23 protein-coding genes are annotated in these 26,872 nt (G+C 65.4%); 12 read left to right on the plus strand and 11 right to left on the minus strand.

The features are described from left to right. Window position 1: 1 nt before the first annotated feature. Window positions 2-889 (minus strand): S-4TM family putative pore-forming effector, encoded by an 888-nt coding sequence (locus B133_RS0101365; RefSeq protein WP_018598911.1) that lies wholly within the window; start codon window positions 887-889, stop codon window positions 2-4. Between the two features lie 99 nt (window positions 890-988). On the opposite strand from B133_RS0101365, the gene car reads away from it, so the two are divergent. Beyond that, window positions 989-4,486 carry a carboxylic acid reductase gene (gene car / locus B133_RS22245; protein ID WP_081618154.1) on the plus strand — a complete coding sequence of 1,166 codons (3,498 nt, stop codon included), beginning with the start codon at window positions 989-991 and terminating at the stop codon, window positions 4,484-4,486. On the opposite strand, the gene B133_RS0101375 is transcribed toward car, so the two are convergent. From B133_RS0101375 to B133_RS0101385, 3 genes are all read right to left on the minus strand, one after another. Next, window positions 4,392-5,837, minus strand: coding sequence for an acyltransferase (locus B133_RS0101375; RefSeq protein ID WP_018598913.1), 1,446 nt, complete (start codon window positions 5,835-5,837; stop codon window positions 4,392-4,394). The two genes, car and B133_RS0101375, sit on opposite strands and share 95 nt — an antisense overlap. Window positions 5,838-5,872: 35 nt before the next feature. Continuing rightward, window positions 5,873-7,102 (minus strand): MFS transporter, encoded by a 1,230-nt coding sequence (locus tag B133_RS0101380; RefSeq protein WP_051088078.1) that lies wholly within the window; start codon window positions 7,100-7,102, stop codon window positions 5,873-5,875. 149 nt (window positions 7,103-7,251) lie between these two features. After that, complete coding sequence (locus B133_RS0101385; protein ID WP_018598915.1) at window positions 7,252-7,554, minus strand: DUF732 domain-containing protein; 303 nt, start codon at window positions 7,552-7,554, stop codon at window positions 7,252-7,254. A gap of 100 nt (window positions 7,555-7,654) precedes the next feature. Between B133_RS0101385 and B133_RS0101390 the strand changes: the two genes are divergently transcribed. Next, window positions 7,655-8,233: an HhH-GPD-type base excision DNA repair protein gene (locus tag B133_RS0101390; protein WP_018598916.1), complete on the plus strand. Its 579-nt coding sequence runs from the start codon at window positions 7,655-7,657 to the stop codon at window positions 8,231-8,233. A gap of 68 nt (window positions 8,234-8,301) precedes the next feature. Here the strand turns inward: B133_RS0101390 and B133_RS0101395 are convergent, their stop codons facing one another. Then, window positions 8,302-8,967: a nitroreductase family protein gene (locus tag B133_RS0101395; RefSeq protein ID WP_018598917.1), complete on the minus strand. Its 666-nt coding sequence runs from the start codon at window positions 8,965-8,967 to the stop codon at window positions 8,302-8,304. Window positions 8,968-9,001: 34 nt separating this feature from the next. Between B133_RS0101395 and B133_RS23470 the strand changes: the two genes are divergently transcribed. Continuing rightward, window positions 9,002-9,151: a DUF1059 domain-containing protein gene (locus tag B133_RS23470; RefSeq protein WP_018598918.1), complete on the plus strand. Its 150-nt coding sequence runs from the start codon at window positions 9,002-9,004 to the stop codon at window positions 9,149-9,151. 77 nt (window positions 9,152-9,228) lie between these two features. Here B133_RS23470 and B133_RS0101405 read toward each other — a convergent pair whose 3' ends face one another. Both B133_RS0101405 and B133_RS0101410 read right to left on the minus strand, forming a co-directional pair. Beyond that, the gene (locus B133_RS0101405; protein WP_018598919.1) at window positions 9,229-10,233 is read right to left on the minus strand and encodes a hypothetical protein; all 1,005 of its coding nucleotides are present in this window, start codon (window positions 10,231-10,233) and stop codon (window positions 9,229-9,231) included. Between the two features lie 43 nt (window positions 10,234-10,276). Continuing rightward, a complete protein-coding gene (locus B133_RS0101410) occupies window positions 10,277-10,933 on the minus strand; it encodes a hypothetical protein (RefSeq protein ID WP_036418330.1) in 657 nt (218 codons plus the stop codon). A gap of 277 nt (window positions 10,934-11,210) precedes the next feature. Here B133_RS0101410 and B133_RS0101415 point away from each other — a divergent pair, with 277 nt between their 5' ends. Beyond that, window positions 11,211-12,404 (plus strand): mannosyltransferase, encoded by a 1,194-nt coding sequence (locus B133_RS0101415; protein ID WP_018598922.1) that lies wholly within the window; start codon window positions 11,211-11,213, stop codon window positions 12,402-12,404. Here the strand turns inward: B133_RS0101415 and B133_RS0101420 are convergent. Then, entirely contained in the window at window positions 12,349-12,633 is a 285-nt protein-coding gene (locus B133_RS0101420) for a 4a-hydroxytetrahydrobiopterin dehydratase (RefSeq protein WP_018598923.1), read from the minus strand. The two genes, B133_RS0101415 and B133_RS0101420, sit on opposite strands and share 56 nt — an antisense overlap. Before the next feature lie 27 nt (window positions 12,634-12,660). Here B133_RS0101420 and B133_RS0101425 point away from each other — a divergent pair, with 27 nt between their 5' ends. The 3 genes from B133_RS0101425 (at window position 12,661) to B133_RS0101435 (ending at window position 15,338) form a co-directional block, all read left to right on the plus strand. Further along, complete coding sequence (locus B133_RS0101425; RefSeq protein WP_018598924.1) at window positions 12,661-13,053, plus strand: (deoxy)nucleoside triphosphate pyrophosphohydrolase; 393 nt, start codon at window positions 12,661-12,663, stop codon at window positions 13,051-13,053. A gap of 453 nt (window positions 13,054-13,506) precedes the next feature. After that, window positions 13,507-14,880, plus strand: a complete 1,374-nt coding sequence (locus tag B133_RS0101430; RefSeq protein ID WP_018598925.1) for a wax ester/triacylglycerol synthase family O-acyltransferase — start codon at window positions 13,507-13,509, stop codon at window positions 14,878-14,880. 5 nt (window positions 14,881-14,885) lie between these two features. Beyond that, window positions 14,886-15,338, plus strand: a complete 453-nt coding sequence (locus tag B133_RS0101435) for a pyridoxamine 5'-phosphate oxidase family protein (RefSeq protein ID WP_018598926.1) — start codon at window positions 14,886-14,888, stop codon at window positions 15,336-15,338. Window positions 15,339-15,345: 7 nt separating this feature from the next. On the opposite strand, the gene B133_RS0101440 is transcribed toward B133_RS0101435, so the two are convergent. Then, window positions 15,346-15,609: a hypothetical protein gene (locus B133_RS0101440; RefSeq protein ID WP_018598927.1), complete on the minus strand. Its 264-nt coding sequence runs from the start codon at window positions 15,607-15,609 to the stop codon at window positions 15,346-15,348. 309 nt (window positions 15,610-15,918) lie between these two features. Between B133_RS0101440 and typA the strand changes: the two genes are divergently transcribed. Then, entirely contained in the window at window positions 15,919-17,826 is a 1,908-nt protein-coding gene (typA, locus tag B133_RS0101445) for a translational GTPase TypA (protein ID WP_018598928.1), read from the plus strand. 55 nt (window positions 17,827-17,881) lie between these two features. Further along, window positions 17,882-19,741, plus strand: a complete 1,860-nt coding sequence (locus tag B133_RS0101450) for an ABC transporter family substrate-binding protein (protein WP_198291024.1) — start codon at window positions 17,882-17,884, stop codon at window positions 19,739-19,741. Here the strand turns inward: B133_RS0101450 and B133_RS0101455 are convergent. After that, window positions 19,728-20,975: a chloride channel protein gene (locus tag B133_RS0101455; RefSeq protein WP_018598930.1), complete on the minus strand. Its 1,248-nt coding sequence runs from the start codon at window positions 20,973-20,975 to the stop codon at window positions 19,728-19,730. The two genes, B133_RS0101450 and B133_RS0101455, sit on opposite strands and share 14 nt — an antisense overlap. An 84-nt stretch (window positions 20,976-21,059) precedes the next feature. Here B133_RS0101455 and mshB point away from each other — a divergent pair, with 84 nt between their 5' ends. Next, the gene (mshB, locus tag B133_RS0101460; protein ID WP_036418867.1) at window positions 21,060-21,926 is read left to right on the plus strand and encodes an N-acetyl-1-D-myo-inositol-2-amino-2-deoxy-alpha-D-glucopyranoside deacetylase; all 867 of its coding nucleotides are present in this window, start codon (window positions 21,060-21,062) and stop codon (window positions 21,924-21,926) included. 120 nt (window positions 21,927-22,046) lie between these two features. After that, complete coding sequence (locus tag B133_RS0101465; RefSeq protein WP_018598932.1) at window positions 22,047-22,487, plus strand: DUF6113 family protein; 441 nt, start codon at window positions 22,047-22,049, stop codon at window positions 22,485-22,487. Between the two features lies 1 nt (window position 22,488). On the opposite strand, the gene B133_RS23240 is transcribed toward B133_RS0101465, so the two are convergent. Next, entirely contained in the window at window positions 22,489-23,790 is a 1,302-nt protein-coding gene (locus tag B133_RS23240) for a hypothetical protein (protein WP_157625768.1), read from the minus strand. Between the two features lie 247 nt (window positions 23,791-24,037). On the opposite strand from B133_RS23240, the gene B133_RS0101475 reads away from it, so the two are divergent. Next, window positions 24,038-26,608 (plus strand): bifunctional FO biosynthesis protein CofGH, encoded by a 2,571-nt coding sequence (locus B133_RS0101475; protein WP_018598934.1) that lies wholly within the window; start codon window positions 24,038-24,040, stop codon window positions 26,606-26,608. The last annotated feature ends 264 nt before the right edge of the window (window positions 26,609-26,872 follow it).

Below are 26,872 nucleotides of genomic sequence, written 5' to 3' on the forward strand. Positions count from 1 at the left end.
GTTATCGTCCGACCGCGCACGGCTCTTGGTTTTTCCGGCGGTCAGTCCACCACTTGACGCTCCAATAGATGACCAGCGGAACCACGACACGACTCTTGCGTGCCGCGCTTATTCGCTCTTGGAGGATCGCCAGCCGCTCCGTGCAAAGAGGATCAGCTTCGGAAGCGGGATCGTATTTTTCGACTTCGTTCTCGAGCTTCGTTCGGTCCCCTGCGTGACTGAAGGCGGTGACAGCAACCTTGCCGATCGCAGACACGATCGCAATGACGGCCACTGTGCCCAGTGCTGTGGATTCGCTTCGGAAGACCGCGCCCTGCTCCACCCAGGCATATGTGCCCACGACGGCGAGGCAGACGAAGCCGGTGACAAACCCCCACAGCCGGCGGGTGTCCCGCCCGAACTCCAAAGATTCGAGCTGCGCCGCTTTGATCTGGTCGAGATAGTTCGTGGGGGGCGTTGACTTTTCGAAGAACCACGTCGAGGTGTCCTGCCGCCACCGCTCCGGTAGTTTGGCTCGTTCTTTCTGGAAGCCTTCTTGCCATTGTCCGACGGCGTCGTCCGCTTCCTCGGCGTCGTCCCCTTTTTCGAAGGTGTATGGCTTTTGGATGTCATAGACGTAGTACTCGAACTCGTTGCGGAGCTGCCTGCCTCGTTCTTTCCATCGATCGCGCGTCCACAGCAGTAGGAAGACGACCATCGCCAACACCCACTGCAGCGCGGTCTTGAACCACGAATCGTCACACGTAGTCTGAATGATCGGCACGGCGATAGCCGCAATCAGAACCGCGACATCCCAGCGGGAGCTTCGGTGGTCGCAGAACAGTGATGCCTGAAGGTACCTCTGCGCGGCCGGCTCGGTCTGGCGGCTCTTCAGCTGAATATCGGTCATATTGCCTCTCCCGCGTTAGTAAATCAGAACGACTATTCGGCCGCGACATCATCGTCGAGGTGGACGGCGTGGCTGTGAGGAATACCATCGGAACTCGGGATGTGTACGACGACGGGCGGTTCGGGATTGGACGGGGCACAACAATTTCGCACGACAGACCGGCAGTTCGCCGATGCAGCTCCCGACCCAGTGATCACCGAGCGCATAGAACAACCGGATGCGACTCAACGCGACATCCTACGAACTGTGCTTGCCGGGTATGCCGCCCGTCCTGCACTCGGTGAACGTCCAGTCACCGTCAGCATTGACCCCCGTACCGGTCATTCACGCGCCCAACTCAGCTCCCGGTTCATCGAGATCAGCTACGGCGATCTCGGACGGCGCGTGGAGGCGGTCGCAAAGGCGTTGGCGTGCGATGGGGTATCGCCCGGTGACCGCGTCGCGATGGCGGGTCACAATACAGTCGACTACGTTGTGCTCGACTTGGCCTTGTTGTGGCTGGGCGTTGTCGTGGTGCCGCTACCGTCCAACACCACACTTGATGATCTTCAAGTGATCGTCGCTGAGACAACGCCCGTGGTGATGGCGTGCAGCATCGACGACGTGGACAACGTTGTCGCGGTAGCGAAGTCCGCGCAGGGGTTGCGTCGACTACTGCTCTTGGACTATCGCTCGGTAATCGACGGTCACCGCGACACTGCCGATGTTGTGCGCGCCCGGTTGGTTGAAGATGTACTTGCGCCGGTCGCGGTCGAACCGGTTGAAGCAGTCGTCAGGCGCGGAAGCTCGGGTGTGCCGCCGCCCGCAGACCACATAGACGTCGATGACCCACTCCGGCTGTTGCTCTACACATCAGGTAGCACCGGGGTTCCCAAAGGAGTGATGTTCACCGATCGCCTCACGGTTAACGCATGGCGGCCTTCGACGCGTGCAGCCTGGGGACATCCCCCACAGTTGCCGATGATCACGCTGGCAGCATTGCCGATGAGTCACATTTCAGGTCGCGGACTGGTTTATAGCACGTTGGGGTGCGGAGGCACCGCATATCTCCCTGCAATGCGTGATCTGTCAACGGTTTTCGACGACCTTGCAATGGTGCGTCCAACTCAGCTCGACTTCGTACCGCGGATGTGGGACCTCTTGCTCCACGAATATGACGACAGGGTTGAGCGCCGTATGAGGCATGAATCCGACCGTGACGAAGTCGGCCGAGAGGTGGCGGCGAGGATCCGCGAGCAGGTGCTGGGCGGCCGATACTTCTCGGCGATGACGGGCTCGGCCGTGATGTCGCCCCAAGCGAAGGCGCGCATTGAGACGCTCATCGGGCTCCACCTTCAGGAGGGATACGGCACCACCGAAACGGGTGTCATCAGTGTCGACGGTCGCGTCCGCCGACCGCCGGTGCTGGACTATCAGCTGATCGACGTGCCCGAATTGGGTTATTTTCAAACAGATTTTCCTCACCCACGTGGTGAGCTCGTAGTGAAGTCGAGCGCGGCGTCCCCCGGCTACTATCGACAGTCGGCACCGATGCGCGACGCACACGGTTACTTCCACACCGGCGATATCGTCGCGGAGATTGCGCCCGATCAGTTGTGTTATCTCGATCGGCGCAGCAACGTGGTCAAACTGTCGACGGGCGAATTCGTCGCCGTTGCCAAGGTCGAGGCGGCGCTGACCCAAAGCGACATGATCGAGCAAGCCTATGTGTGTGCGGATGGAGAGCATCCGTACCTGCTGGCAGTGATAGTGCCCTCCGCTCGGGCGCTAAGCGCATACGGCACGGCCGATGTCGGCGCCCTGAAGTCGGGCATCCGGTCTGCGATCGTGAGCGTCGGTCGCGACTGCGGTTTGCGATCGATGGAGATTCCTCGTGAAATCGTGATCGAGTCGGATCCCTTCACAGTCGCGAACGGACTGCTCACCGGTATGGGCAAACTGGTTCGTCCGCGATTGGAACGCCGCTACGCGACCGAATTGCGCCAAATGCATGGCCGCCTCGCCAATGAGCCTAAACCCTTTGAGGAACAATCAATTCTCGAGACCGTCATGAGTGTCGCGGTAACCATCTTGGGTCTCGACAGCACCGCTAACGTCACGCCGCAGAGCAGATTCGTCGATTTGGGCGGGGATTCGCTGTCGGCGTTGCGCTTTGCGAAGATGCTGGGTGAGCAGTACGGAATCGAAGTACCAGTCAGCAGTGTCATTGACCCGACGATGACACTGCGGAGCCTGGCTGGGGTCATCGATAGCCACGGGGATGTAACTACCTCGCAATTGAGCCACGACGCAGTGCATGGATGTGCCCCTGACATACTTCACGCGGCGGATCTGCGGGTGGAGAAGTTCATCGATCTAGCTGCCGTTGCGGCCCCGACGTCTGTCCGGATAGATAACCGCGTTGTTTTGCTCACGGGCGCAACTGGTTTCCTGGGGCGTCACCTGACGCTGGCGTGGCTCGAGCGGCTGGCAGTGGAAGGCGGCCAGCTGATCTGTCTCGTGCGCGGTGACGACGATGCGGCCGCGCGTCGCCGACTTGATGAGGAGTTCGACCGCGGCGATGCGACACCGCGCGAACGTTATCGCCACCTCGCTGAAGCGCGATTGACTGTGCTGGCAGGTCGCAAGAACGCCCATTTGCTCGATCTAGACGCGCGAACCTGGCGCATGCTAGCCGAATCAGTTGACCTCATCGTGGATTGTGCTGCGTTGGTGAACCACGTCCTGCCCTATCGAGAACTGTTCGGTCCAAATGTCGCCGGAACGGCAGAGCTGATCCGGCTCGCGGCAACATCCAGGGTTAAGGAGTTCGCCTACGTTTCGAGTATCGGCATCGGCGCGAGTGTCCCCTACAGCGCGTTTACGGAGTCAGCCGACATACGCAACATAAGTCCGACGCGTGCCGTTGACAACGCTTATGCCAGTGGGTATCTGAACAGCAAGTGGGCGAGCGAGGTGCTGTTACGTGATGCTCACGAGTCATACGGTATCCAGGCTTCGATATTTCGCTGTGGCCCGGTCTTGGCATCGACAGCCCGAGTTGGCCGAGTCGGTCTATCCGACACCACCGCGCGCCTTGTCCGGAGTCTGATAGTCACTGGGCTTGCGCCTAAGTCGTTCTATGAGTTGAGCGACGATGGGGGGCGTCGAGCGAGTCACTTCGGTGGTCTTCCGGTTGACTTTGTCGCGAAAGCGATTGTGGCGCTGGCGTACCGAGGGCCGTCGGGATTTGAGACCTACCACGTGGTGCCACCTGACGATGATGGTATTGGACTTGATGAATTTGTCGACTGGTTGATCGATGACGGCTATCCAATTCACCGGATAGGCGACTATGCGGAATGGTTCACGCAGTTCCAAGCCGCGTTGCAGGCGCTGCCGCACGATCAGCGGGAATCTTCGGTTCTACCGCTCCTGCACGCGTTTGCTCACCCACGCAGGCCATTTCGAGGACCTCTCGCGCATGCTGATCGGTTTCGCGAGGCACTCATAGAAGCAGCGATCAGCGCCGGTGGTGCTGTTCCTCGGCCAAGCGGCCGGGATATCGCTCAGTACGGGTTGCCAGGGCAATCGATCGTCCGCCACGGCGGGCTCTGAAGGTTCCTGTTCCCAGCCAGCGGGCCGCGGCGAGCGCCGTGAGCATCACCGTGACGCAATACAGGCCCTGGTCCTTAAGCCCCCACGCCACCGAGATCAGCGTTGCCGCACCCGCTGTGCAGAGCAATAAACCAACTGTGGCGCTGCGGATTCCACGCTTGTCCACCGATCCGCCGTCCCACAGTGGCAGCGGCGAGTTCTCCAGCGGTCGCAGCGCGACGAACGCCGTCGTCACCAGCACGATCATCAGTGCCAGCTGTACCACCGACAGTGCGATGAATCCGGGGGAGGCCGGGTCGTACCGGTCCAAGCCCAGGCGATCGAATACCAAGTGCATGCCCAGCAGCAGTGGCATGTGCCAGAGGTACAGCGTCATCGCGCCGGAGTTGCCGATCGCGGCCAGCCACCAGACGCGGGGCCGCTGCGCCCAGCGGGAGATTGCGGGTGCCGCGGCGGTCGCGAACGCGCACATCATGATGGCGTGCCCGGCCAGCAACAGCGACGGCGGTGTCATGTTCTTCAGATGCTGGCTCTCGATGCCCACCAGGCTCAGCTCATAGGGTCCGACGACCAGCAGCGTCAGGTTTACGCCGAGCATGCCGAAGCCGATCGCCAGGGCCGAGCGGACGGGGAGCAGTCCGCGGCGGTAGGCGACCCCGAACATGCCGGGGATCAACCACACCACGGTATTGAGATAGCCCAGCGTGGCGTGCCCGGCTCGGTCCATGGTGATGCGGACTACGTCGATTGCGGCGATGAATGCGTACGTGCCGATCACAGCTGCGGCCAGCTGCGCCGTCGTGGTGATCCGAGCCAGTAGCGGCACCGCGGCGAGCACCAGCACGTATGCACCGAGGAACCACAGCAGCTGAATCGAGATGCCCGCGACCGGCTCGTACACGTGCACCGGCAGCACGAACCGCAGCACCGTCAGCGTCACGCCCCAGAACGCCAGGTAGTAGAACACCGGCCGGTATAGCCGAGTGCAACGCTTGAGCAGCCAGCCACCCCATGGCTGGATTGCGGGCACCGCCCGCGGCGAGGTGCCGGGCCGCCAGGACGTCACCGATGCGGCGACCCCGGCGAAAAAGAACAGCGGCATGATCTGGAACACCCAGGTCAGGGCCTGGAACACGGTCGACGCTGTGAGTAGGTTGCTCCAGACGAAGACGTCGTCGCGGATGGTGCTCGTCGCCATGATCGTGTGTCCGAACACCACGCCCACGAGGGACACGATGCGGATCACATCGATGGCCCGGTCACGGTCGGCCGGGGTGGCTGCCTCGACTTCGGCGGGGGTGGGGAACAGTGATGCGGCTTTCCGGGCCGGGGTGGCGACAGCACTGGTCATGGCGGCAACGCTAAGGCCGGCTTGCGTCACCGGACCTAGGTAGAAGCACTCAAATCGACCGTGCGCGTCTGCCGCGACTCCTGCCAGAGGATCGCCACCATGCAGATGACTGAAAGCACCCCGACGGCGATGGCAAACGCCAGGCCTGCTGTCCGCAGACCCCAGTCACGCGCCGCCAGCCCCTCGCTGACCACCGGCAACGAGATCGCCACATAGGCGACGACGAAGTAGGTGGAACTGACCTCGGCGCGGCGTCCGGGCGGTGTCAGCTCGGCGACGGCGGCCAACCCGCGGCTGAAGCTGATGCCTTGTCCCGCACCTGACACCACGGCCGCGGCGATCAACCCGGGTAGCGACGAAAAGTACAGCGCGGCAGTCAGAATGACCATGCCGACCGTCAGGATGGCGCAGCCCACCGCGACTGCTCGCTGTGGGGGAATGCGCGTTGCGCCGATCTGCGCGACAGCGGAGGCGGCAAAGATCGAACATGCGATGACACCCGCGATCGCGTGGTTGTCGATGCCGATGACGTTGGCGAGGAATGATGGCGCCACCGCGGTGAACAGGCCGGCCACAGCGAAACCGGCGAATGCCGCCAGTGCCGCGATGATGAATATCGCGCGTACCTCGACCGGAACGGAGAGGCGCTGCACGCCGATGCTGCCGGTGCGTTCCGAGGTTTCCGGGACGACCAGGACGGCGATGCCGGCCATGGCGGCGAGCACGATGTGGATGAGGAACGGCAACTGCAGCGGATGTGGGGCGTATTGCACCAGCAGGCCGGCCAGCAGCGGTCCGGCACCGAGACCGCCGATGTTGGCGATCGTCGCGACGGTGGCGGCGCGTGCGTGCCAGCGTGGTGGCGCGGCCTCGATCACCGCGGCCGTGCCGGTCCCGGTGAACAGGCCCGCCGACAGGCCGGACAGCACTCGTCCCACGAGCAGTTGCGGCACCGAATCGGCGACGAGGAACACGACCGCACTGGCCAGCGCAGCCACCACACCGGCCAGCAGCATAGGTCGTCTGCCCACCGCATCGGACCAGCGACCGAACGCCAGCAACGCGAAAAGGACGCCGCCGGCGTAGGCCGCATAGATGACCGTGGTGGTCAGGACCGCGAAATGCATCCGCTCGGCGTACAGCGCATACATCGGGGTGGGCAGGGTCGTGCCGACCATGATGGCCGCGAAGGCGTAGGCGAGCAGGGCGAACGCGAAGGCAGAGCCGGAGCGATGGCCGAACGAAGAGCGCCGGAGATCAGGCATGTGCCATACCAACGTGTCGGCATGGTTGTGCAATTCCGTGTCGAGTGTCACGCCAGAGTGGCTGCGGAAATCCAGCGCCACTCTGGCGTGACACTCGGGCGCCCAGTTCGCGGGCCCAGTTCGAGATGATGATGAGCGACGCCCGCTGACTACTGAACCGGGCAGGCGTATTTTCTGGCCACGTCCATCACCCGGTCCTGTGCTCCGGGGCCGATAACGCCTTGCGCAGCCAGTTCCAAACCGATGTATCCCGGTAGACCGCCGATACACGCCTGGTGGGCAACGCGCCACGCAGTGTCTGGATTCAGGTGGTAACCATTTCGGTCGAGCCCCTGCATGTACTCGTCGAACGCCGGCGTGCCCTGGTCTGGCACTGCATTGGCCGTGGCGGCCAAGGCAATAGCGGTAACCACCGCTGCAAAAAGAGGGGCAACCACACGTCTCATGTCCATCTCCTATGGGCATATCTACCGGCTATCGCGTACACGTTCGCACACTGGACCGACACCGGCGTCAGAAACCCCTGACCCCGGGTCGTCCTAAACTGACGGCGTGGCGAAACTGCAGCTAGTTCAAGATCCGGCCGCCGATGCTCTGCTCGAGGACAATCCGTTCGCGTTGTTGGTCGGGATGTTGCTGGATCAGCAGATCCCAATGGAAACGGCGTTCGCCGGGCCGAAGAAGATCGCCGACCGCATCGGCGGCGTCGACGCAGTCCAGATCGCCGAGTACGACCCCGAGGCGTTCGTCGCGCTGTGCTCGGAAACCCCTGCGATCCATCGGTTTCCGGGGTCGATGGCCAAACGGGTGCAGGCGCTGGCCCAAGCCATCGTCGATGAGTACGACGGCGATGCGACCATGCTGTGGACCGCGGGCGATCCGGACGGCAAAGAAGTGCTGCGTCGGCTCAAGCGTCTACCCGGTTTCGGTGACCAGAAGGCGCGGATTTTCTTGGCGCTACTGGGCAAGCAGTACGGCGTGACGCCGAACGGCTGGCGCGCCGCGGCAGGCGATTACGGAAAGGCCGGTACCCACATGTCGGTGGCCGACGTGGTCGATGCGGGGTCGCTGCAGAAGGTGCGCACGTACAAGAAGCAGATGAAGGCAGCAGCGAAGGCAGCCAACGCCTGACTCTGCGTGCAGTCCTTCTTTCGAGGGCTGAACATGCGATCTGCACGCAGTCTCGGTGTACTGGAAGTTCAGTCGAACGCCGAAAATGGTGCGCCGTCGAAGCGTTCGCGGGTGGCGATCTCGGTGACCGGCCTGCGGGTGAGCTTGGTGTACTGACGCACCGGCTTGCCGAGCGGCACCACCGCGGCGATCGCGAACTGTTCCGGTATGCCCAGCAACGCCTTCACCCGTCTTTCCTCGGGCACCACCATGGTCGTCAGCACGCCGCCGTAGCCCTCGTTTCGTGCGGCCAACAGGATGTTCCACACGAACGGGTACACCGATGCCCCGGCCACCACGCCGATTCGGTCGAGGTCTTGATCCAGCGCGGCCACCACACCGAGGTCGACACAGACCACCAGCACCACCGATGCTTCGAGCAACGGGGTGGCCGGGGGCACTTCGACAGCTGCAATCTCTGCATCGGTCACCCCGGGGGAATACAAAGGGTTCCAGGGGTTCTCACCGTTGCGCTGCTGCGCGAGGTAGCGTCGCGCGCCTGTGACGCTGAGATCTGCCAGTGCCTCGCGGGTCTTCCGGTCGCGGATCACCACCACCCGAGTGCCCTGCCGGTTGCCGCCGCTGGGGGCGAACCGGGCGTTGTCCAGTATGCGTTCCAGCACGTCATCGGGCATCGGGTCGGCCGTGAACTGACGGGTGGCGCCGGTGGTACGCATGACGTCGTAGATCTCCATGCTCCATCTATCTCACATATGCAATCGTGAAGATATGGCGAAGACACATCTCAATTGCCCGTGCGGTGAGGCGATCACCGGAACCGACGAGGACGATCTTGTCGAGAAGGCGCAGGCGCATCTGGCCGAGGCGCACCCCGGACGTGAGTACGACCGGGACATGATCCTCTTCATGGCCTACTGACCAGTCCAGACAAAATTCCCGGCCGCCGGCCGATGGCCAGCGACCGGGAATTCCGTTCCCCATTTTCCGTGATGTGGTCAGGGCACCACCGTCGAACCGATGGTGGGCATGAACTGGCATTGCTTCTCAGTGGTCGAGACCTGGCCGAAGATCGTCGAGATGATGCTGCCTGAGCCGGTGTCGGCCACGGCGGTTAACGTCGTCGGGCCTTGTGGGTTGATGTCCGAACGCGGCTTGAGCGTCGCGCTGCCGGACTTGCCGGTGGTCAGGTTCACCCAGGTGACGTTCAGCGGCAGCTTCTGCTCATCTGCCGGTCCCGGAGTGCCGATCGCGGTGAAGACGTAAGCGGTCTGGCCCGGCCCGGGGCCCGGTGTCGGGATCTTGGCGGGACCGGCAACTGAAATTGCCGTCGCCAGAACGTTTCCGCCGTCCTTCAGACATCCATTGCTGATCGACGGGTACATGAAGTCCTGGGTCACCGGGCTTTCCGGCCCGAATCCCGGTGCGGCTGCGGCTGCGGGAGCCGCAGCAGGGCCCGGTGCGGGGTCGGGTGCTGGAGCCGGTGCCGCTTCGGGACCGGGAGCTGGTGCCGGTGCTGCTTCGGGAGCTGGCGCCGCCTCAGGTGCCGGTGCTGCTTCGGGCGCGGGTGCTGCTTCGGGAGCTGGTGCCGCCTCGGGTGCGGCCAACTGAGCCGGCCCGACCGCATTGGCGGGGTCGACGCCCGTCGGCAGATGAGCCTCCGGGCCCGCGCCGGCGCCGGGCACGTGCGCTGCCGGCGCCGCGGCGGCGGGCTCGGCGACGAAATGGTTGACCGCGGTTGCGACATTGCGGGAGTCATCGGGTGCCGACTTGTTGGCCGCAAAGGCTTGCGCGGCTGCCATCAGCAATTGCGCAGCACCCGCAGGGTCCGCCGCGGCCTGCTGGATGACAGGGCTCAGGCTCTGCACCGCCGACAGGCCCGGTGCCTGCACACCGTCGATCGGCAGCGGCGCCGGATCGGCATGCGCCACGCCGCTGCCGAGCAGTACGACGGCCGACGCTGCGATTCCAGCGGCGGTGGCGAACAACGTTTTCGGTGACATGGCTCTCCCTAGTACGTTTCGGACGGTCAGACCGGGTCGGCGATCAGGGCAGGCCGGCGGTCAACAGCGGAGCCAGAGCCAGCGGAGACGTGGACGCCGGGACCGCTGCGGCTGGAGCAGCTGCCACCGGAGCCAATGCGGGCGCCGCGGTAGTGGCTGCTTGTGTCACGACGGGTGCCAGGTTCGCCAGCGGGCTGCCCGCGGACATCAGCCCAGCCAGATCGCCTGGAATGCTCACTTTCTGCGGCAGCGGGATCGGCATGCCCGGCACCTGAGGGATGTTGATGTCGGCCGAGGGGATCAGTGAGCTGGCGGATGTCGCCGCCGGAGCGGCCGTCGTCGCGGCGGGCGCGGTGAGGGGCGACGGCGAGAGCGGCGACGTCAGTGGTGAGGTGGCAGCCGGTGCTGTGGCTGCGGTTGCCGGCAGCTGGGGCAGCGTCACCGATGCAGTGGCCGCGGGCGCGGGTGCCGGCGCCGGCGCGGCCGGGGCTCCCGTCAGCGCCGAGGTGACTCCCTGCAATAGCTGCGGCGCGATGGCCGGTGCAGCCGCGAGCTCGTTGACGATCGGCAGGTTCGGCATCGCAGGTGCCGGCGCGGGGGCCGGATCAGCGGCCGCAGTGGCGCTGAGCGCCAACGCGACCGGGACCGCGCCTGCCGCGGCGATCATGCTGGTGGAAACTGCTTTCCAGGTGAGCTTCATGGTTCTCCCAATCGGTTGACTGCACGGCTGTGCCTGAAACTACGGAGTTACTGGTGTTACTCAAGTGACACGTGTGGCGGTTATTCAACCGTTACGGCAGTGACGGGTATCGGTTACCGGAGCCGTCGGCGGGAGCACTTCGGCAAATACCGTCACCAGCGTCACGCTGGAGTGGCGGTCGGCGTCGAGCGCCACTCCAGCGTGACAGGGCCGGGTGAACGCTAGAGTCGGGTCGGTAGACACAACGCCTGCCACAACCGATCCGACCGCATCGACCATGCGGCTGTATCGCTACGCGTGGTTACTGCTGGCGCTGAGCGTTGCGGCGCGCCTGGCCTTCTCCTACCTGGTGCCCAACGGCACAAACATGGTCGACCTGCACGTCTATCTCGGCGGTGCGGCGGCGCTGGACCATCCGGGCACCCTCTACCAGTACACGTACGGGGACAAGACGCCCGATTTTCTGTTGCCGTTCACCTATCCACCGTTCGCCGCGATGGTGTTCTATCCGCTGCAGTTTTTGCCGTTCGGTGTGGTCGCGTTCTTCTGGCAGATCGCCACGATCGTCGCGCTCTACGGCGTTGTCCGCGTCAGCCAGCGAATGCTGGGCCGGTACACCGACCCGCGGCTGACCCCGCTGTGGACGGCAGTCGGCATCTGGATCGAACCCCTGCGCAGCACATTCGACTATGGGCAAGTCAATGTCATCCTCACGCTCGCGGTGATCTACGCGGTGTACTCAGAGCGGTGGTGGCTGTCGGGTCTGCTGGTCGGTTTGGCCGCCGGGGTGAAGCTGACCCCAGCCGTCTCGGGGTTGTACTTCCTCGGCGCGAGACGCTGGGCCACCGTGGCATTTTCGGCTGTGGTCTTCTTCGGCACGGTGGTGCTGTCGCTGCTGGTGGTCGGCGATGAGGCCCGGTACTACTTCACCGATCTGCTCGGCGATGCCCGCCGGATAGGGCCGATCGGCACGGTGTTCAACCAGTCCTGGCGCGGCGGGATATCTCGCATCCTGGGGCATGACGCGGGCTACGGTCCGGTCGTGCTCGCGGGCATCGTGGTGACGGCGGTGCTCGCGGTGCTGGCGTGGCGGGCCGTCGGCGGCAGTGACGGTGACCGACTCGGCGGGATCATCATCGTCAGCCTGTTCGGACTCCTGTTGTCGCCGATTTCCTGGACGCACCACTGGGTGTGGTTGGTCCCACTGATGATCTGGCTGTTGCACGGTTCGTTGCGGGACCGCCGCGGGGCGCAGATCCTGGGGTGGGGCTGGCTCGGCCTGACACTGGTCGGAGCGCCGTGGCTGCTCAGCTTCGCGCAGCCGACCATTTGGGAGATCAGCCGGCCGTGGTACCTGGCCTGGGCGGACCTGGTCTACATCGTCGCGACGCTGGTGACGCTGGGCTGGATCGCGACTACTGGCCCAGGATACGGTCGATTTCGCGTGCCATATCGACGTCCTTCTCGGTGATGCCGCCGGCGGAATGTGTCACCAGTGCGAAGGTGACTGTCCGCCAACGGATGTCGACATCGGGATGATGATCCTTCTGTTCAGCGAACTCGGCGACGCGCCGCACCGCATCGATTCCGTCGAGAAACGCCGGGAATTTGACGGATCGGCGCAGGGCACCGCCCGCATGTTCCCAGCCGGGCAGATCAACTAGTGCGGCGTCAACCTGATCATTCGTCAACACAGCCATGTCTTCGACCGTATACCGTCGGGCGCGATGGATGAGCAGATCGTCGTTGCGGGTGCGCTGATCTCTGCGGGCGCGCTGCTGGTGGCCCAGCGTGAGCGGCCGCCGGAGCTGGCTGGGCTGTGGGAGCTGCCCGGCGGCAAGGTCGGGCCGGGGGAGAGCGACGCCGACGCACTGGCGCGGGAGTTGCGTGAGGAACTCGGTGTCGGGGTGAGCGTAGGTGCGCGGATCGGCGTTGACGTCGCCCTCAATGCCACCATGACATTGCGCGCCTACCTCGTCGCGCTGACCGACGGCAGTCCGCGCCCGCAGGACCATCGCGCCCTGCGCTGGGTGACTCTCGACGAGCTGCCCCTCCTGGACTGGGTTCCGGCGGACCGGGCGTGGATCGACGACCTGGCTGCGGCGATGCACCCTGACTGAGCACGACTGTCCCGGATTTGCTGGATGCAATTCTGTGAGATGTACCGGTTGCTCACCCAGGCTAAATGCGAAGAGCACCAAGTTATTCCGACTGCCTGTAGAACAGCCGACGGCATTCACAATCGCGGTGTGCAGATGCCCACGCCCGCCGCGCCGCCGGTGTCGTAACGACGAAAGGTCAAGCCCCCGAACGCCTTCCGATGGTACTGGAGTTCGCCGTCACCGTCGGGCGCGTCGCGGGACCGCTCATCCCCGAGTCCTGCTGATCTACCGGCGGCGATGCGCCGGGCCGGTGTTCATGACCACCACCCGAATGGCAAGGTCATATATCTGACGCATGTTTCGATGCTCCTACCGGCTATCTGTTCCGGTCGTACAATGCGGTGAGTGACTCAGCAAACTAGTGACTTTCGGCTCTGTCTTCGTGCCCGGCCATCGGCGCACAGTAGTGGCATGGAGCAGTTGACCGCTCTGGACGCGGGGTTTCTCGAAGCCGAGGATTCTGATCGGCACGTGAGCCTGGCGATCGGCGCTGTCGCTGTTCTCGACGGACCGATGCCCGATGCCGACACGGTGATAGCTACCCTGGCCGAACGTGCTTGCTCGGTGCCGCGACTGCAGCACGTGCTGCACACCCAGCCGCTCGATCTCGCAGCCCCGTATTGGGTGCAGGACAACAACTTCGACGCGGCGCACCATATCCACCGCACCGCGCTGCCACGTCCGGGCGACGACGCGGCGCTGTACCGTCTGCTCGGCGACGTGATGGAGCGGCGGTTGGACCGTGACCGCCCGCTGTGGGAGTGCTGGGTCGTCGACGGTCTGCAACACGGCCGCTGGGCCATCCTGATGAAGGTCCACCACTGTGTCGCCGACGGGATCGCGGCCACGCGGCTGCTGCGCCGGCTCTGCGACGATCCGACCGATGTCCCACCCGAGTCGGGGAAGGACTCGGCCCCTTTCCGTCCGCTGCACTGGATAGCCGGCGCCTGGCGGATGTCGATGGACCTGCTGGGCGCCGCCATTCAGGCCGTTCGCGGTGTGGCCGACATCGCCGCGGGGCTGCTTCGGCCCGCGGCGGCCTCCTCGCTGATCGGGTCGATCACCAGCATGCGGCGTTACACCTCGGTCGCGGTGCCGTTGGACGATGTGGTGAGTGTCTGCAGAGCGTTCGGCGTCACGGTCAACGATGTTGCGCTGGCGGCGCTCACCGACAGTTACCGCAGCGTGCTGGTCGGTCGCGGCGAGAAGCCCCAAGCCAACTCGTTGCGCACCCTGGTACCTGTCTCGGTACGGTCCGACGGTGCGCGTGACGGCACCGACAACCGGGTGTCCGTCATGCTGCCCTACCTGCCTGTCGACAAGGCCGATCCGGTCCACCAACTCCGCACGGTGCACGCGCGGCTGGCCCGAACCAAGGCCGGAGGGCAATGCCTGGCCGGCAATGCATTGGCGTCGGCGGCCAATGTCATTCCGTTCCCGCTCGCCGCGTGGACCGTGCGGGCTTTGACTCGCCTGCCGCAACGGGGCGTCGTCACCGTCGCGACGAATGTGCCCGGGCCGCGAAAATCGTTGCGCTTCTTGGGCTGCAAGGCCTCTCGGCTACTGCCCATCCCGCCTCTGGCGATGCAGTTGCGAACCGGCGTCGCGATCATGAGCTATGCCGACCAGCTGGTGTTCGGTGTGATCGGGGACTACGACGCGGCGCCTGACGTCGAAGAACTGGCTGCCGGTATCGAACGGGCAATCGCCCGACTGGCCGCCATCAGCGTCGGGCATTGGCGTTCCACTCCGGTTGGGACTCTCCAACTCGTACAAGGAGGTTGATCAGTATGACCAAGGGATCCGAACTCGACGTCCTGACCCGCAGGCAGTGTCTCGATCTGTTGCAGGGGCCACGCGTCGGGCGGTTGGTGTTCACCGAGGACGCCGTGCCCGCGGTGCAGCCGGTCAACTATCGGATGTGGCGGGACGACGTGGTGTTCCGAGTCGCGGGCGGGCCGAAGCTGACCGCGGCCATGCACAACCAGGTGGTCGCATTCGAGGTAGACGAGCTGGACGCAGATCTACACACCGGCTGGAGCGTGACGGTCGTCGGGCATGCGAAGCCGATCACCGACGTGGATGAACTCGTCGAGGTTGCCGGGACGTTCGTGCAGCCATGGGTAGAGGGCCGGCGCGAACACTTCGTCCGCATCACCACCGAGAAGGTGACGGGGCGGCAATTCCGCAATCGCGGAGTACCGCACTACCAGGGTGTGACCGCCAACGTCGAAACGCAATAGCGCGCGACTAATACCGCAGACGGTCGCCCACCACCCGCACCATTCCGGGGTGCTGGCTGGTGTATAGCGGATGCAGGATCATGGGGTGCCGGCAGTGCGCGCAGGAAGCCTGCGGCTGGTTCACCGATGCCAAGGTCAGATGGTGGCATTCAGTGCAGCGGACGACATAACACGTGCCTACCCAGTTCGCCAATCCCAGGTAGATCGCGACTGTCGTCCCTGCCGCCAGCACCATGATCAGCGCCATGGTGAGCACTTCGTAGACCGTCATGACGGGTTACCTCCGATCACGCCAGTGCGAACCCAACTTCAAAGGTAGCGCGCGATCCTTATGACTTTCTGGCTCTTCGGAACACCTTGTCCAGTTCTTTACCGCGCAATCCATTGTGCTCGGCTTTGCGGACCTTGTGCAGTACCAGAGGACAGCGTTTGCAGCGGGGCTTGCTGCGACAGCACTTCTTTTTGGGTTTCAGAGCGGCGATCTTGGTGGACTTCAAACTGATCGCTCCTCGCGTGCGCAGAACGTGACGGGGCTCTCTCGTTTTCGTGATCGACCGGCCGAACTGCGAGAATCTGCAGCGTGGATTCACGGCCCAGTTTCAGAAACGTCGCCATCGTCGCCCACGTCGACCACGGTAAGACGACCCTAGTCGACGCGATGCTGCGGCAGTCGGGTGCCTTGACGCACCGCGGCGACGACGCTGTTGAACGCCTGATGGATTCCGGTGACCTGGAAAAAGAAAAAGGCATCACCATCCTGGCCAAGAACACCGCGGTGCACCGGCACCACCCGGACGGCACCATGACGGTGATCAACGTCATCGATACCCCGGGGCACGCCGACTTCGGTGGCGAGGTGGAGCGTGGCCTGTCCATGGTCGACGGTGTGGTGCTGCTGGTAGACGCGTCGGAGGGACCGTTGCCGCAGACCCGCTTCGTGCTGCGTAAGGCGCTGTCCGCGCACCTTCCGGTGATCCTGGTGGTCAACAAGACCGACCGTCCCGACGCCCGGATCTCCGCCGTCGTCGAGGAGAGCCACGACCTGCTGCTCGACGTCGCCTCAGACCTCGATGAGGAAGCCCAGGCATCCGCCGAGAAGGCCCTGGACCTGCCCACGCTGTACGCGTCGGGACGTGCCGGCATCGCCTCGACGACGCAGCCGGCCGACGGCGAGAACCCCGACGGCGAGAACCTCGACCCGCTGTTCGACGTGCTGATGGAGCACATCCCGGCGCCGTCGGGCGACCCGGAGGCGCCGCTGCAGGCGCTGGTGACCAACCTCGACGCGTCGGCGTTCCTGGGCCGGCTCGCGCTGATCCGCATCTACAACGGGCGGCTCAAGAAGGGCCAGCAAGTGGCCTGGATGCGGGAGGTCGACGGATCGCCGGTGATCACCAGCGCCAAGATCACCGAACTTTTGGCCACCGAGGGGGTGGACCGCAACCCGACCGAGGAGGCCGTGGCCGGCGATATCGTCGCGGTCGCGGGCATCCCCGAGATCATGATCGGCGACACCCTCGCCGACCCCGACCACGCGCATGCGCTGCCCCGGATCACCGTCGACGAACCGGCGATCTCGGTGACCATCGGCACCAACACGTCGCCGCTGGCCGGCAGGGTGTCCGGGCACAAGCTGACCGCCCGCATGGTGAAGAGCCGGCTCGACCAGGAGCTGGTGGGCAACGTGTCGATCCGGGTCGTCGACATCGGCCGGCCCGACGCCTGGGAGGTGCAGGGCCGCGGTGAGCTGGCGCTGGCCATCCTCGTCGAGCAGATGCGCCGCGAAGGGTTCGAGCTGACCGTCGGCAAGCCTCAGGTGGTGACCAAGAACGTCGACGGCAAGCTGCACGAACCGTACGAGGCGTTGACCATCGACTGTCCGGAAGAGTTCGTCGGCGCCGTCACGCAGCTGATGGCCGCCCGCAAGGGCCGCATGGAGGAGATGACCAACCACGCCGCGGGATGGGTCCGGATGGACTTCATCGTCCCCAGCCGTGGGCTGATCGGCTTCCGGACCGACTTCCTCACCGAGACCCGCGGCACCGGCATCGCCAACGCCGTGTTCGACGGCTACCGGCCGTGGGCCGGCGAGATCCGGGCCCGGCACACCGGCTCGCTGGTCAGCGACCGCAGCGGCTCGATCACCCCCTTCGCGATGATCCAGCTGTCCGACCGCGGGCAGTTCTTCGTCGAACCGGGTGAGAACACCTACGAGGGCCAGGTGGTCGGGATCAATCCGCGTGCCGAGGATCTCGATATCAACATCACCCGTGAGAAGAAGCTGACCAACATGCGGTCGTCCACGGCCGATGTGATGGAGACCCTGGCCCGGCCGCTGGTGCTGGATCTGGAGCAGGCGATGGAGTTCTGCGCGGCCGACGAGTGCGTCGAGGTGACGCCGGAGATCGTGCGGGTGCGCAAGGTCGAACTCACCGCCAGCCTGCGGGCCAGGGCCAAGGCTCGGGCCAAGCAGGGCGTCAAGGCGTGACCGGGGGAATCGACTCACTGTCGTTACGCTGATTAGTGTGCCGACTCGACTCAGCCTGCGTAGCCGTGTCCACCTGACGCTCGGTGCACTGATCTCGACTCCGGCCCTGTTGTTCAGCGGCTGCACGGTCAGTCCGCCGCCCGCGCCGCAGAGCACCGAAACCACGCAGGTCACCCCGCCACCACCGGCCAAAGCGATGCAGGTGATCATGGCCATCGACTCGATCGGCCCCGGGTTCAACCCGCATCTGCTCTCCGATCAGTCGCCTGTGAACGCAGCGATCGCCGCGCTGGTGCTGCCGAGCTCGTTCCGGCCCGTGCCCGATCCGAAGTCGCCGACCGGTTCTCGTTGGGAACTCGACACGACGCTGCTGGAGTCTGCCGAGGTGACGAGCCAAAACCCGTTCACCGTCACCTACAAGATCAGGCCCGAGGCGCAGTGGACCGACAACGCGCCGATCGCCGCGGACGATTACTGGTATCTGTGGCGGCAGATGGTCGGTCAGCCCGGGGTCGTCGACCCGGCCGGGTATGACCTGATCACCGGGGTGCAGTCGGTCGACGGCGGCAAACAGGTGGTGGTGAGCTTCTCACAGCCATATCCGGCCTGGCAGGAGCTGTTCAATGACATCCTGCCCGCCCATATCGTCAAAGACGTGCCTGGCGGGTTCGGTGCCGGCCTGGCCCGGGCCATGCCGGTAACCGGTGGACAGTTCCGGGTGGAGAGCATCGACCCGCAGCGCGATGAGATTCTCTTGGCGCGCAACGACCGATTCTGGAGCGTGCCGGCCAAACCTGACCTCGTGCTGTTCCGGCGCGGCGGAGCGCCTGCAGCACTGGCCGACTCGATTCGTAACGGCGATACGCAGGTGGCCCAGATCCACGGCGGGGCAGCGACTTTCGCGCAACTCAGCGCTATCCCGGACGTGCGTACCGCACGGATCGTCACGCCCCGGGTGCTGCAACTCACGCTGCGTGCCCAGGAGCCGAAGCTGGCCGATACGCAGGTGCGCAAGGCGATCCTGAACCTGATCGACGTCGACCTGCTGGCCTCTGTCGGCGCGGGTGACGACAACACCGTCACGCTCGCACAGGCTCAGGTGCGCTCGCCGTCGGACCCCGGCTATGTGCCGACCGCACCACCGGCCATGAGTCGCGACGCCGCGCTGGGGCTGTTGCAGGGTGCGGGCTATCAGATCGAGCCCGCCGCGATCGCGCCGGGAAACTCGTTGCCGGACAACGGTCGTCAGCGCATCACCAAGGACGGGGTGCCGTTGTCCCTGGTGCTGGGGGTGGCGTCGAACGATCCGACATCGGTGGCGGTGGCCAATACTGCGGCCGACCAGTTGCGCAACGTCGGTATCGATGCCTCGGTGCTGGCGTTGGATCCCGTGGCGCTCTACGGCGACGCGTCGACCAACAATCGCGTCGACGCCATCGTCGGTTGGCATCAGGCCGGGGGAGACCTCGCGACCGCGCTTGCCTCGCGGTACGGATGTCGTGCCCTGGAGGCCACCGCGGTTTCGACGACGGTACCGGGACCGCCGCCACCTTCGTCGGCGCCGACATCGAAGACCACCACCACTGTGCCGCCGGTGACCGCCACCACGGTGACGCCTCCACCACAGGTTCCGGCACTGGACTTCGGTGATCTGGTGCAGGCTCCCAGCAACATCACCGGCATCTGCGATCGCAGTATCCAGCCGAAAATCGATGCGGCCCTGGATGGTAGCCAGAACATCGCCGATGTGATCCAGGCTGTCGAGCCCCGATTGTGGAACATGTCGACGGTGTTGCCGATCCTGCAGGACACCACGATCGTCGCCGCCGGCCCGAGCGTGCAGAACGTCAGCCTGTCCGGCGCAGTACCGGTCGGCATCGTGGGCGACGCCGGAGACTGGGTCAAATCGAAATAGCCGAGCCGCCCCTGCGGTGGCATCGCTCGCTCAGCACCCGCAGCCCATGGGCAGCCATGGCCGCGACGAGGAACGGCAACAGCACCCACCACGGCGGCCGGGCCAGTTCCCAGACGAACAGGGCCGCCCAGACGGGTGCACGTTGCGTGATGGCGAGTACGCCGGCAGCGCACGTCAACGACACTCCGGCGACGCTGACGGACTGCCCGGTCCAGGTATTGATCGACAGCGCCACAATCGATCCCAGAGCTGAACCGGTGGCCAACGCGGGCGTGAGCATCCCGCCCACCGCCCCGGCTCGCAGAAAGACCGCGGTGAGAAGAGGTTTGAGCAGGAAGATCATGACCGCAGCCGCCAAGGTGATGCCGGTGCCGAGACCGACCGTGAGGATGCTCTTGCCGTTGCCGGGTAGCTCGGGCCAGCGGATCGAGCAGATTCCGATCAGCAGGCCGGCTGCGGCGATCGCCGGGATCAACAACCACGATGTCGGTGCCGAGGCAGGACGGGCCAGGTCCATGATGCGGTTGAAAGCCATTCCCACTCCGAACGTAAGCGGTGCCAGGAGCAACGCGAAACCCGTGAGTAGATAAGACAGTTGGGGATCAGGCCAGTCGAGCGCGGGCGCGGAGTGGGTCACCGGGCTGGCGACCGCGACGGCAAGGCTCGAGGTGATCAACGCCGCGCCGGCGGCCCGCGGATGCCACGTCTTGAGCATGATGCGGGCGGCGAACAACGCCCCGCCCAGCGGGACGCTGTAGACCGCCGCCAGCCCCGCACCGGCGGCGCAGGCCAGCAGGATTTCCCGGTCGCGAGGCGTCAGCGCCCATCGCGATGTCCCGATATCGCCCAGCACAGCCGCGAATTGGCGGGGAGCGCCTTCGCGTCCGAGCGAGGCGCCGGAACCCACGAGCAGCACTTGCAGGCCGGCGTCCAGTGACAGCGGCAGCGCCGGGAGTCGCCGACGGGAGGTGATCGCCGCCGACAGGGCGGGCACCTCGGTTCGGCGGCGCAGCATCCACCAGCCGAAGCCGGCTACCGCACCGCCGATCATCGGCCCCACCGCGCGGCGTACCGGGCTGGCGCCGGTTACCCCCTCGAGCAGCGTGCCGAATGTGTAGTGATAGGTCAGATGCTCGACCGCGTGCAACAGCAGCGTCGTCGCCACACCGGCGAGCCCGGCCCCCAGACCAACCACAACGATGCCGCAGCCGAACTCGAGGTGGCGCCGGTTCACCTTCGTGAATGTAGGGCAACCAGCGTCCGCATGAGAACCGGCGGTATGGCCGTCCCGGTCGCGACCCGACTACTGTCGCGGTCGATGCCCAACGAAAACCCCCGCCTGTTGTTCGTCCACGCCCACCCGGACGACGAAACTCTGACCACGGGCGCCACCATCGCCCACTATGCCGCGCACGGGGCCGATGTCCGGGTCGTCACGTGCACACTGGGTGAAGAAGGCGAGGTGATCGGCGAGCAGTACGCCTTACTGTCCGCCGACCACGCCGATCAGCTCGGCGGTTACCGCATCAGTGAGCTCACTCGTGCGTTGGGTGCGCTGGGTGTCGGGGCGCCGCACTACCTCGGCGGGCCGGGACGCTGGCGGGATTCGGGCATGGGAACCGACCATGCGCGGGGACGTCAGCGATGGGTAGACGCCGACATAGACGAAGCCGTCGGCGAACTCGCCGCAGTCATCACCGGCATGCGGCCGCACGTCGTCGTCACCTACGACCCCGAGGGCGGCTACGGCCACCCCGATCACATCCAGACCCACCGGGTCACCACCGCCGCGGTTGCCGCCGCAGCCGAGAATGACTGGGTCGTACCGAAGTTCTACTGGACGGTCACGGCCACGAGCGCCATGGGCGCCGGGTTGCGCACGCTGTCAGGATTGCCCGACGGGTGGATCACAGTCGACATCAAGGACGTGCCGTTCGGCTACCCCGATGACCGGATCGACGCCGTCATCGACGGCACCGCCCAGTTGCCGGCCAAGATCGCCGCGATGCAGGCCCATGCCACCCAGGTCACCGTCGCTCCCGACGGCCGGGCCTGCGCGCTGTCGAACAACATCGCGCTGCCCGTCCTGGGAGAAGAGCACTACCTGCTTGTCGCAGGCGAGGCCGGATCCCGTGATGCCCGGGGCTGGGAAACCGACCTGCTCGCCGGGCTGGTCCTGGAATAGGTTCTCCCGCCGCGGGGTAAGCTCCAAAAATCCGGCAAGAGTCAGCGGCGAAGGGAAACCCATGGACCCCGACCTCGATCCGAACCTGCAGTATTGGCAGGGCCGGGCGGATAACTTCCAGTGGGTCGCCGGTTCGCTGCTCGACAGCATCCCGACCTGAACGCAACCAGGTCGCGCGTCGACAACGCGCCACTGTCCCGCCCGGCCTTCGACCGCATTGTCCTGACACTGCTCGCCGTCGACGGTGTCATCTCCGCTGTCGTTGGCGCGCTGCTGCTGCCGTCTTACCTCGGCTCCGTGCCGTTTCCGCTCAGCGCTTTGCTCAGCGGCGCGCTGAACGCGGCCCTCGTCTGGGCCGCGATGCAATGCACGGAATCGTTACGGCTCGCGGCGTTGCCGATGTTGACCTGGTTGGCGACCGTCGCAATCATGACGCTCGGTGGTCCGGGCGGTGACGTGGTCTTCGGCGGCGACGGCGTGATGGCCTACAGTGCCCTGCTCTTCATGGTGCTCGGGGCGCTGCCGCCGGCGCTGTTGCTACGCCGGCGGCTGACCCGCTGACCTAGTCGTCGCCGGACGTGCCCTTGGCCGACGTCTTGACCTTGGTGTTGGTCTTGGCGTTGGAGGTGTCGGTTTTCCCGGTTTTCGCAGTCTTCGGATGGGCGCTCTTGGCGGCATCCTTCACGGCGTTGCGCAGCCCGTCGGTCGCCTTCTTCACGTTGGACTTGAGATCGGCCGTGGCGTTGCCGACGCCGTCGCTCACATTCTTGATCCGCGATCGCGGCGCCGTGCTCGTGATGCTGTCGGTCGTGGGCTTCTGCAACTGCAGCGACCGCCGCACCGACTTCGGGACGCTGGTGACCTCATCGGTCGCCGTCGCCGTGGCTGCGTCGGGGAGGGCCTCGGTGACGTTCTCCACCGCATAGTCCTGCACCATGCCGGCTGCCCCCGAAACCGCGGTCTCGATCTCGGTGCCGACGGTCTGCACCGCGTTCTTTTCCGCGCCGGTGGCGGCGGATGTTTCGGTGCCGTCCACGGGCTCGGCTTGCAGGTCCGCGACGTTGAGCAGTGAAGCACCCTCGGTGAGGCCCTTGACCGCGTTGGCCAGGGTTTTGCCCACATCGGCGAGCGTCGACGACAACGTCTGCGCCGGTGTGACAGATGACAGCACCGTGGTCTCTGCCGGCGCGGCAAGCGAGCTCGCGAGGAACGCTCCCTGCAGTGGCGGCCTCGGCGGCAGCGTTATCGGCGGCAGCGGAATAAAGGTGTTCACAACGTCGATACCGAGCCATACAAATGCCAAACCGACGTCCACGCCGAAGTCGACCAGGTTTGTGACGATGCCGCCGTCACCCCGCAGCCAGTCGGTGAAGTTGAAAACGCCGCTGGCGACGATGGACTGCCCGAAGTTGTAGCCGTCCATGATCAGGCCTGATAGCAAACCGATGTACGGAATCCAGCCGACCGCATAGGTCGCCAATTCGAAGCCGTACCGCACCCACGGTTCCACCGTTACGTAGATCTGGTCGATCGTATCGGCGAGATTCGGAGCGATGGCCAGAGCCGCAGGGGCCGCCGCGGCATCGGGTGCCGCCAAGGCCGGAGCAACTCCGGTGGTCGATCCGCCGCCCTGCGCCTGCACCGGCACCGGCCTCGGCGGGATGGGCACGGCGGCGGTCATCCGGCGCGCGGCTGCCAGCAGCTCGACCATGGGCTGAGTCAGTTGAGGCTGCGTGGTCGTCGGATGAGCTGGGACTGCGACATCTGCGGGTGTCACCTGGACCGGGGCTAGTGCGATTGTTGTCGCGGTGGCCGCGGCTGCTCCAGCGACGAGATACGTGCGCACAGACACAGATACAGTCATCAACAGCTCCCTGGAAGTTCACAGCTTCAACCGAGGTCTCAACTTATCGCGCGCAGAGTCAATAGCGACAGCGAATATCGGCGTGTCGTCGCTGCCAGGCGCGTCGTGGGGGATTCCGGTCGTGATCGGGCCCAGCGGGACCGCACTGCAGCAGAGCCCGGTACTACTGTGACCTCTATAGCAGGCGCCAAGGTTTCAGAATGTGAGACGCGTGGATGATTGAGAACTACACCGGGGTTACACGGGAGTGGCTCTGAACCCCCAGCACAGCGCCGATCTGCCCAGCCCGGTGGTCCCGCCGAAAGCCAACGCGGCCGCGTTGCGGCGTGTCTTGCGCCGGGCTCGCGACGGCGTCGCACTCAACATCGATGAAGCTGCCGTTGCGATGACCGCGCGAGGTGATGATCTGGCCGATTTGTGCGCGAGCGCCGCGCGGGTGCGCGACGCGGGTCTGACCTCAGCGGGCCGTCGCGGCGGCACCGGCAGGTTGCCGGTCAGCTACTCACGCAAGGTCTTCATCCCCGTCACCCACCTGTGCCGCGACACCTGCCATTACTGCACCTTTGTCACGGTGCCGGGCCGGCTGCGCGGCCAGGGCCTCGACATGTACATGGAACCCGACGAGATCCTCGATGTCGCTCGTCGTGGTGCCGAACTGGGCTGCAAGGAAGCTCTTTTCACGCTCGGCGATCGCCCCGAGGCGCGGTGGGACGAGGCCCGCCGGTGGCTCGACGAGCGGGGCTACGATTCCACGCTGGATTACGTACGGGCCATGGCCATCCGGGTTCTGGAGGAGACGGGCCTGCTGCCGCACCTCAATCCCGGGGTGATGAGTTGGTCGGAACTCTCGCGGCTCAAGCCTGTTGCGCCGTCGATGGGCATGATGCTGGAGACCACGTCGCGGCGGCTGTTCGAGACGCGCGGTGCGGCTCATTACGGCAGCCCGGACAAGGATCCGGCGGTCCGCCTGCGCACACTCGACGACGCCGGCCGGCTTTCCATCCCGTTCACCACCGGTCTGCTGGTCGGCATCGGCGAGACGCTTACCGAACGGGCCGAGACGATGCACGCGATCCGGCGTTCGCACAAGGAATTCGGTCATGTGCAGGAAGTGATCGTGCAGAACTTCCGGGCCAAGGACCACACTGCGATGGCGTCGACGCCCGACGCCGGCATGGACGATTTCGTGGCGACCATCGCGGTGACGCGCCTGGTGCTCGGCCCGAAGATGCGCATCCAGGCGCCACCGAACCTGGTGTCCCGCGACGAATGCCTGGCCCTGATCGGAGCCGGCGTCGACGACTGGGGTGGCGTCTCACCGCTGACCCCCGATCACGTCAACCCCGAGCGGCCCTGGCCGGCACTCGACGATCTCGCCGATGTGACCGCCGAAGCGGGCTACGACCTGGTGCAGCGGCTGACCGCGCAGCCGACCTATGTGCAGGCAGGCGCGGCATGGATCGACCCTCGGGTGCGTGGGCACGTCGACGCGCTGGCCGACCCCGACACCGGACTGGCCCGTGACGTCAATCCGGTGGGTCGGCCGTGGCAGGAGCCGGATGAGGCGTCGGAATCGTTGGGCCGCACCGATTTGCACACCGCGATCGATGCGGAGGGGCGGCGCACCGAGACCCGCAGCGACCTCGACAGTGCGTTCGGTGACTGGGAGTCGATCCGGGCGAAGGTCTCCGAGTTGGCGGCGCGGGCGCCCGAGCGCATCGACACCGATGTGCTCGCCGCACTGCGCTCCGCGGAACGCGACCCCGGCGGATGCAGCGACGACGAGTACCTCGCGCTGGCCACCGCCGACGGGCCGGCGTTGGAAGCCGTTGCTGCGCTGGCTGATTCGCTTCGTCGGGATACCGTCGGCGACGACGTCACGTTCGTCGTCAACCGCAACATCAACTTCACCAACATCTGCTACACCGGCTGCCGATTCTGCGCCTTCGCGCAACGCAAGGGCGACGCCGACGCGTACTCGCTGTCGACTGACGAGGTGGCCGACCGGGCGTGGGAGGCACACGTCGCCGGCGCCACCGAGGTCTGCATGCAGGGCGGTATCGATCCGGAACTTCCCGTCACCGGCTACGCCGATCTCGTGCGGGCGGTCAAGGCGCGGGTGCCGTCGATGCATGTGCACGCGTTCAGTCCCATGGAGATCGCCAACGGCGTGACCCGCAGCGGGGTGTCGGTCCGGGAGTGGCTGATCAGCCTGCGCGAGGCCGGATTGGACACCATCCCGGGCACGGCTGCCGAAATCCTCGACGACGAGGTGCGCTGGGTGCTTACCAAAGGCAAGCTGCCCACCTCGGAATGGATTGACGTGGTGACCACCGCCCATGAGGTGGGCCTGCGTTCGTCGTCGACCATGATGTACGGCCACGTCGACACTCCCAAGCACTGGGTCGGGCATCTCAACGTGCTGCGCGGTATCCAGGACCGTACCGGCGGCTTCACCGAGTTCGTGCCGTTGCCGTTCGTGCACCAGTCCTCGCCGCTGTATCTCGCCGGTGGGGCACGGCCGGGGCCTACGCACCGCGACAACCGGGCCGTACATGCATTGGCGCGGATCATGTTGCACGGCAGGATTCCCAGTATCCAGACATCGTGGGTCAAGCTCGGCGTGGAGCGCACACAGGTGATGTTGCGCGGCGGTGCCAACGATCTGGGTGGCACGTTGATGGAGGAGACCATCTCGCGCATGGCCGGCTCGGAGAACGGCTCGGCCAAGACCGTCGAGGAACTCGTTGCCATCGCCGAGGGCATCGGCCGTCCCGCGCGCCAGCGCACCACCGATTACTCACCCCTGGCTGCCTGATCCCTTCTTTTGCACCGCGAGCGTGCGGGTCTGCCCCTCACCACGCCGCCAACGGTCAGCATCGGGCGCACGCTCGTGCGGCCGCGAATGTGCACAGGCAGCGGGCTGAGGCTTGGGTTTCACCGGAGTCATCGACATATCCGCGTTCACGCCTGCCGAGCGTGCCCAACATGCTGGGATTTTGCGGCGCGTCGAGGGGCAGACGCGCACGCTCGCGAGGTAAGTGAAGATTTCTCTCGAACGCGGGAATGCAATCGGACTATA

The sequence above is a fragment of the Mycobacterium sp. 155 genome (genome assembly GCF_000373905.1).
Classification (GTDB): Bacteria; Actinomycetota; Actinomycetes; order Mycobacteriales; family Mycobacteriaceae; genus Mycobacterium.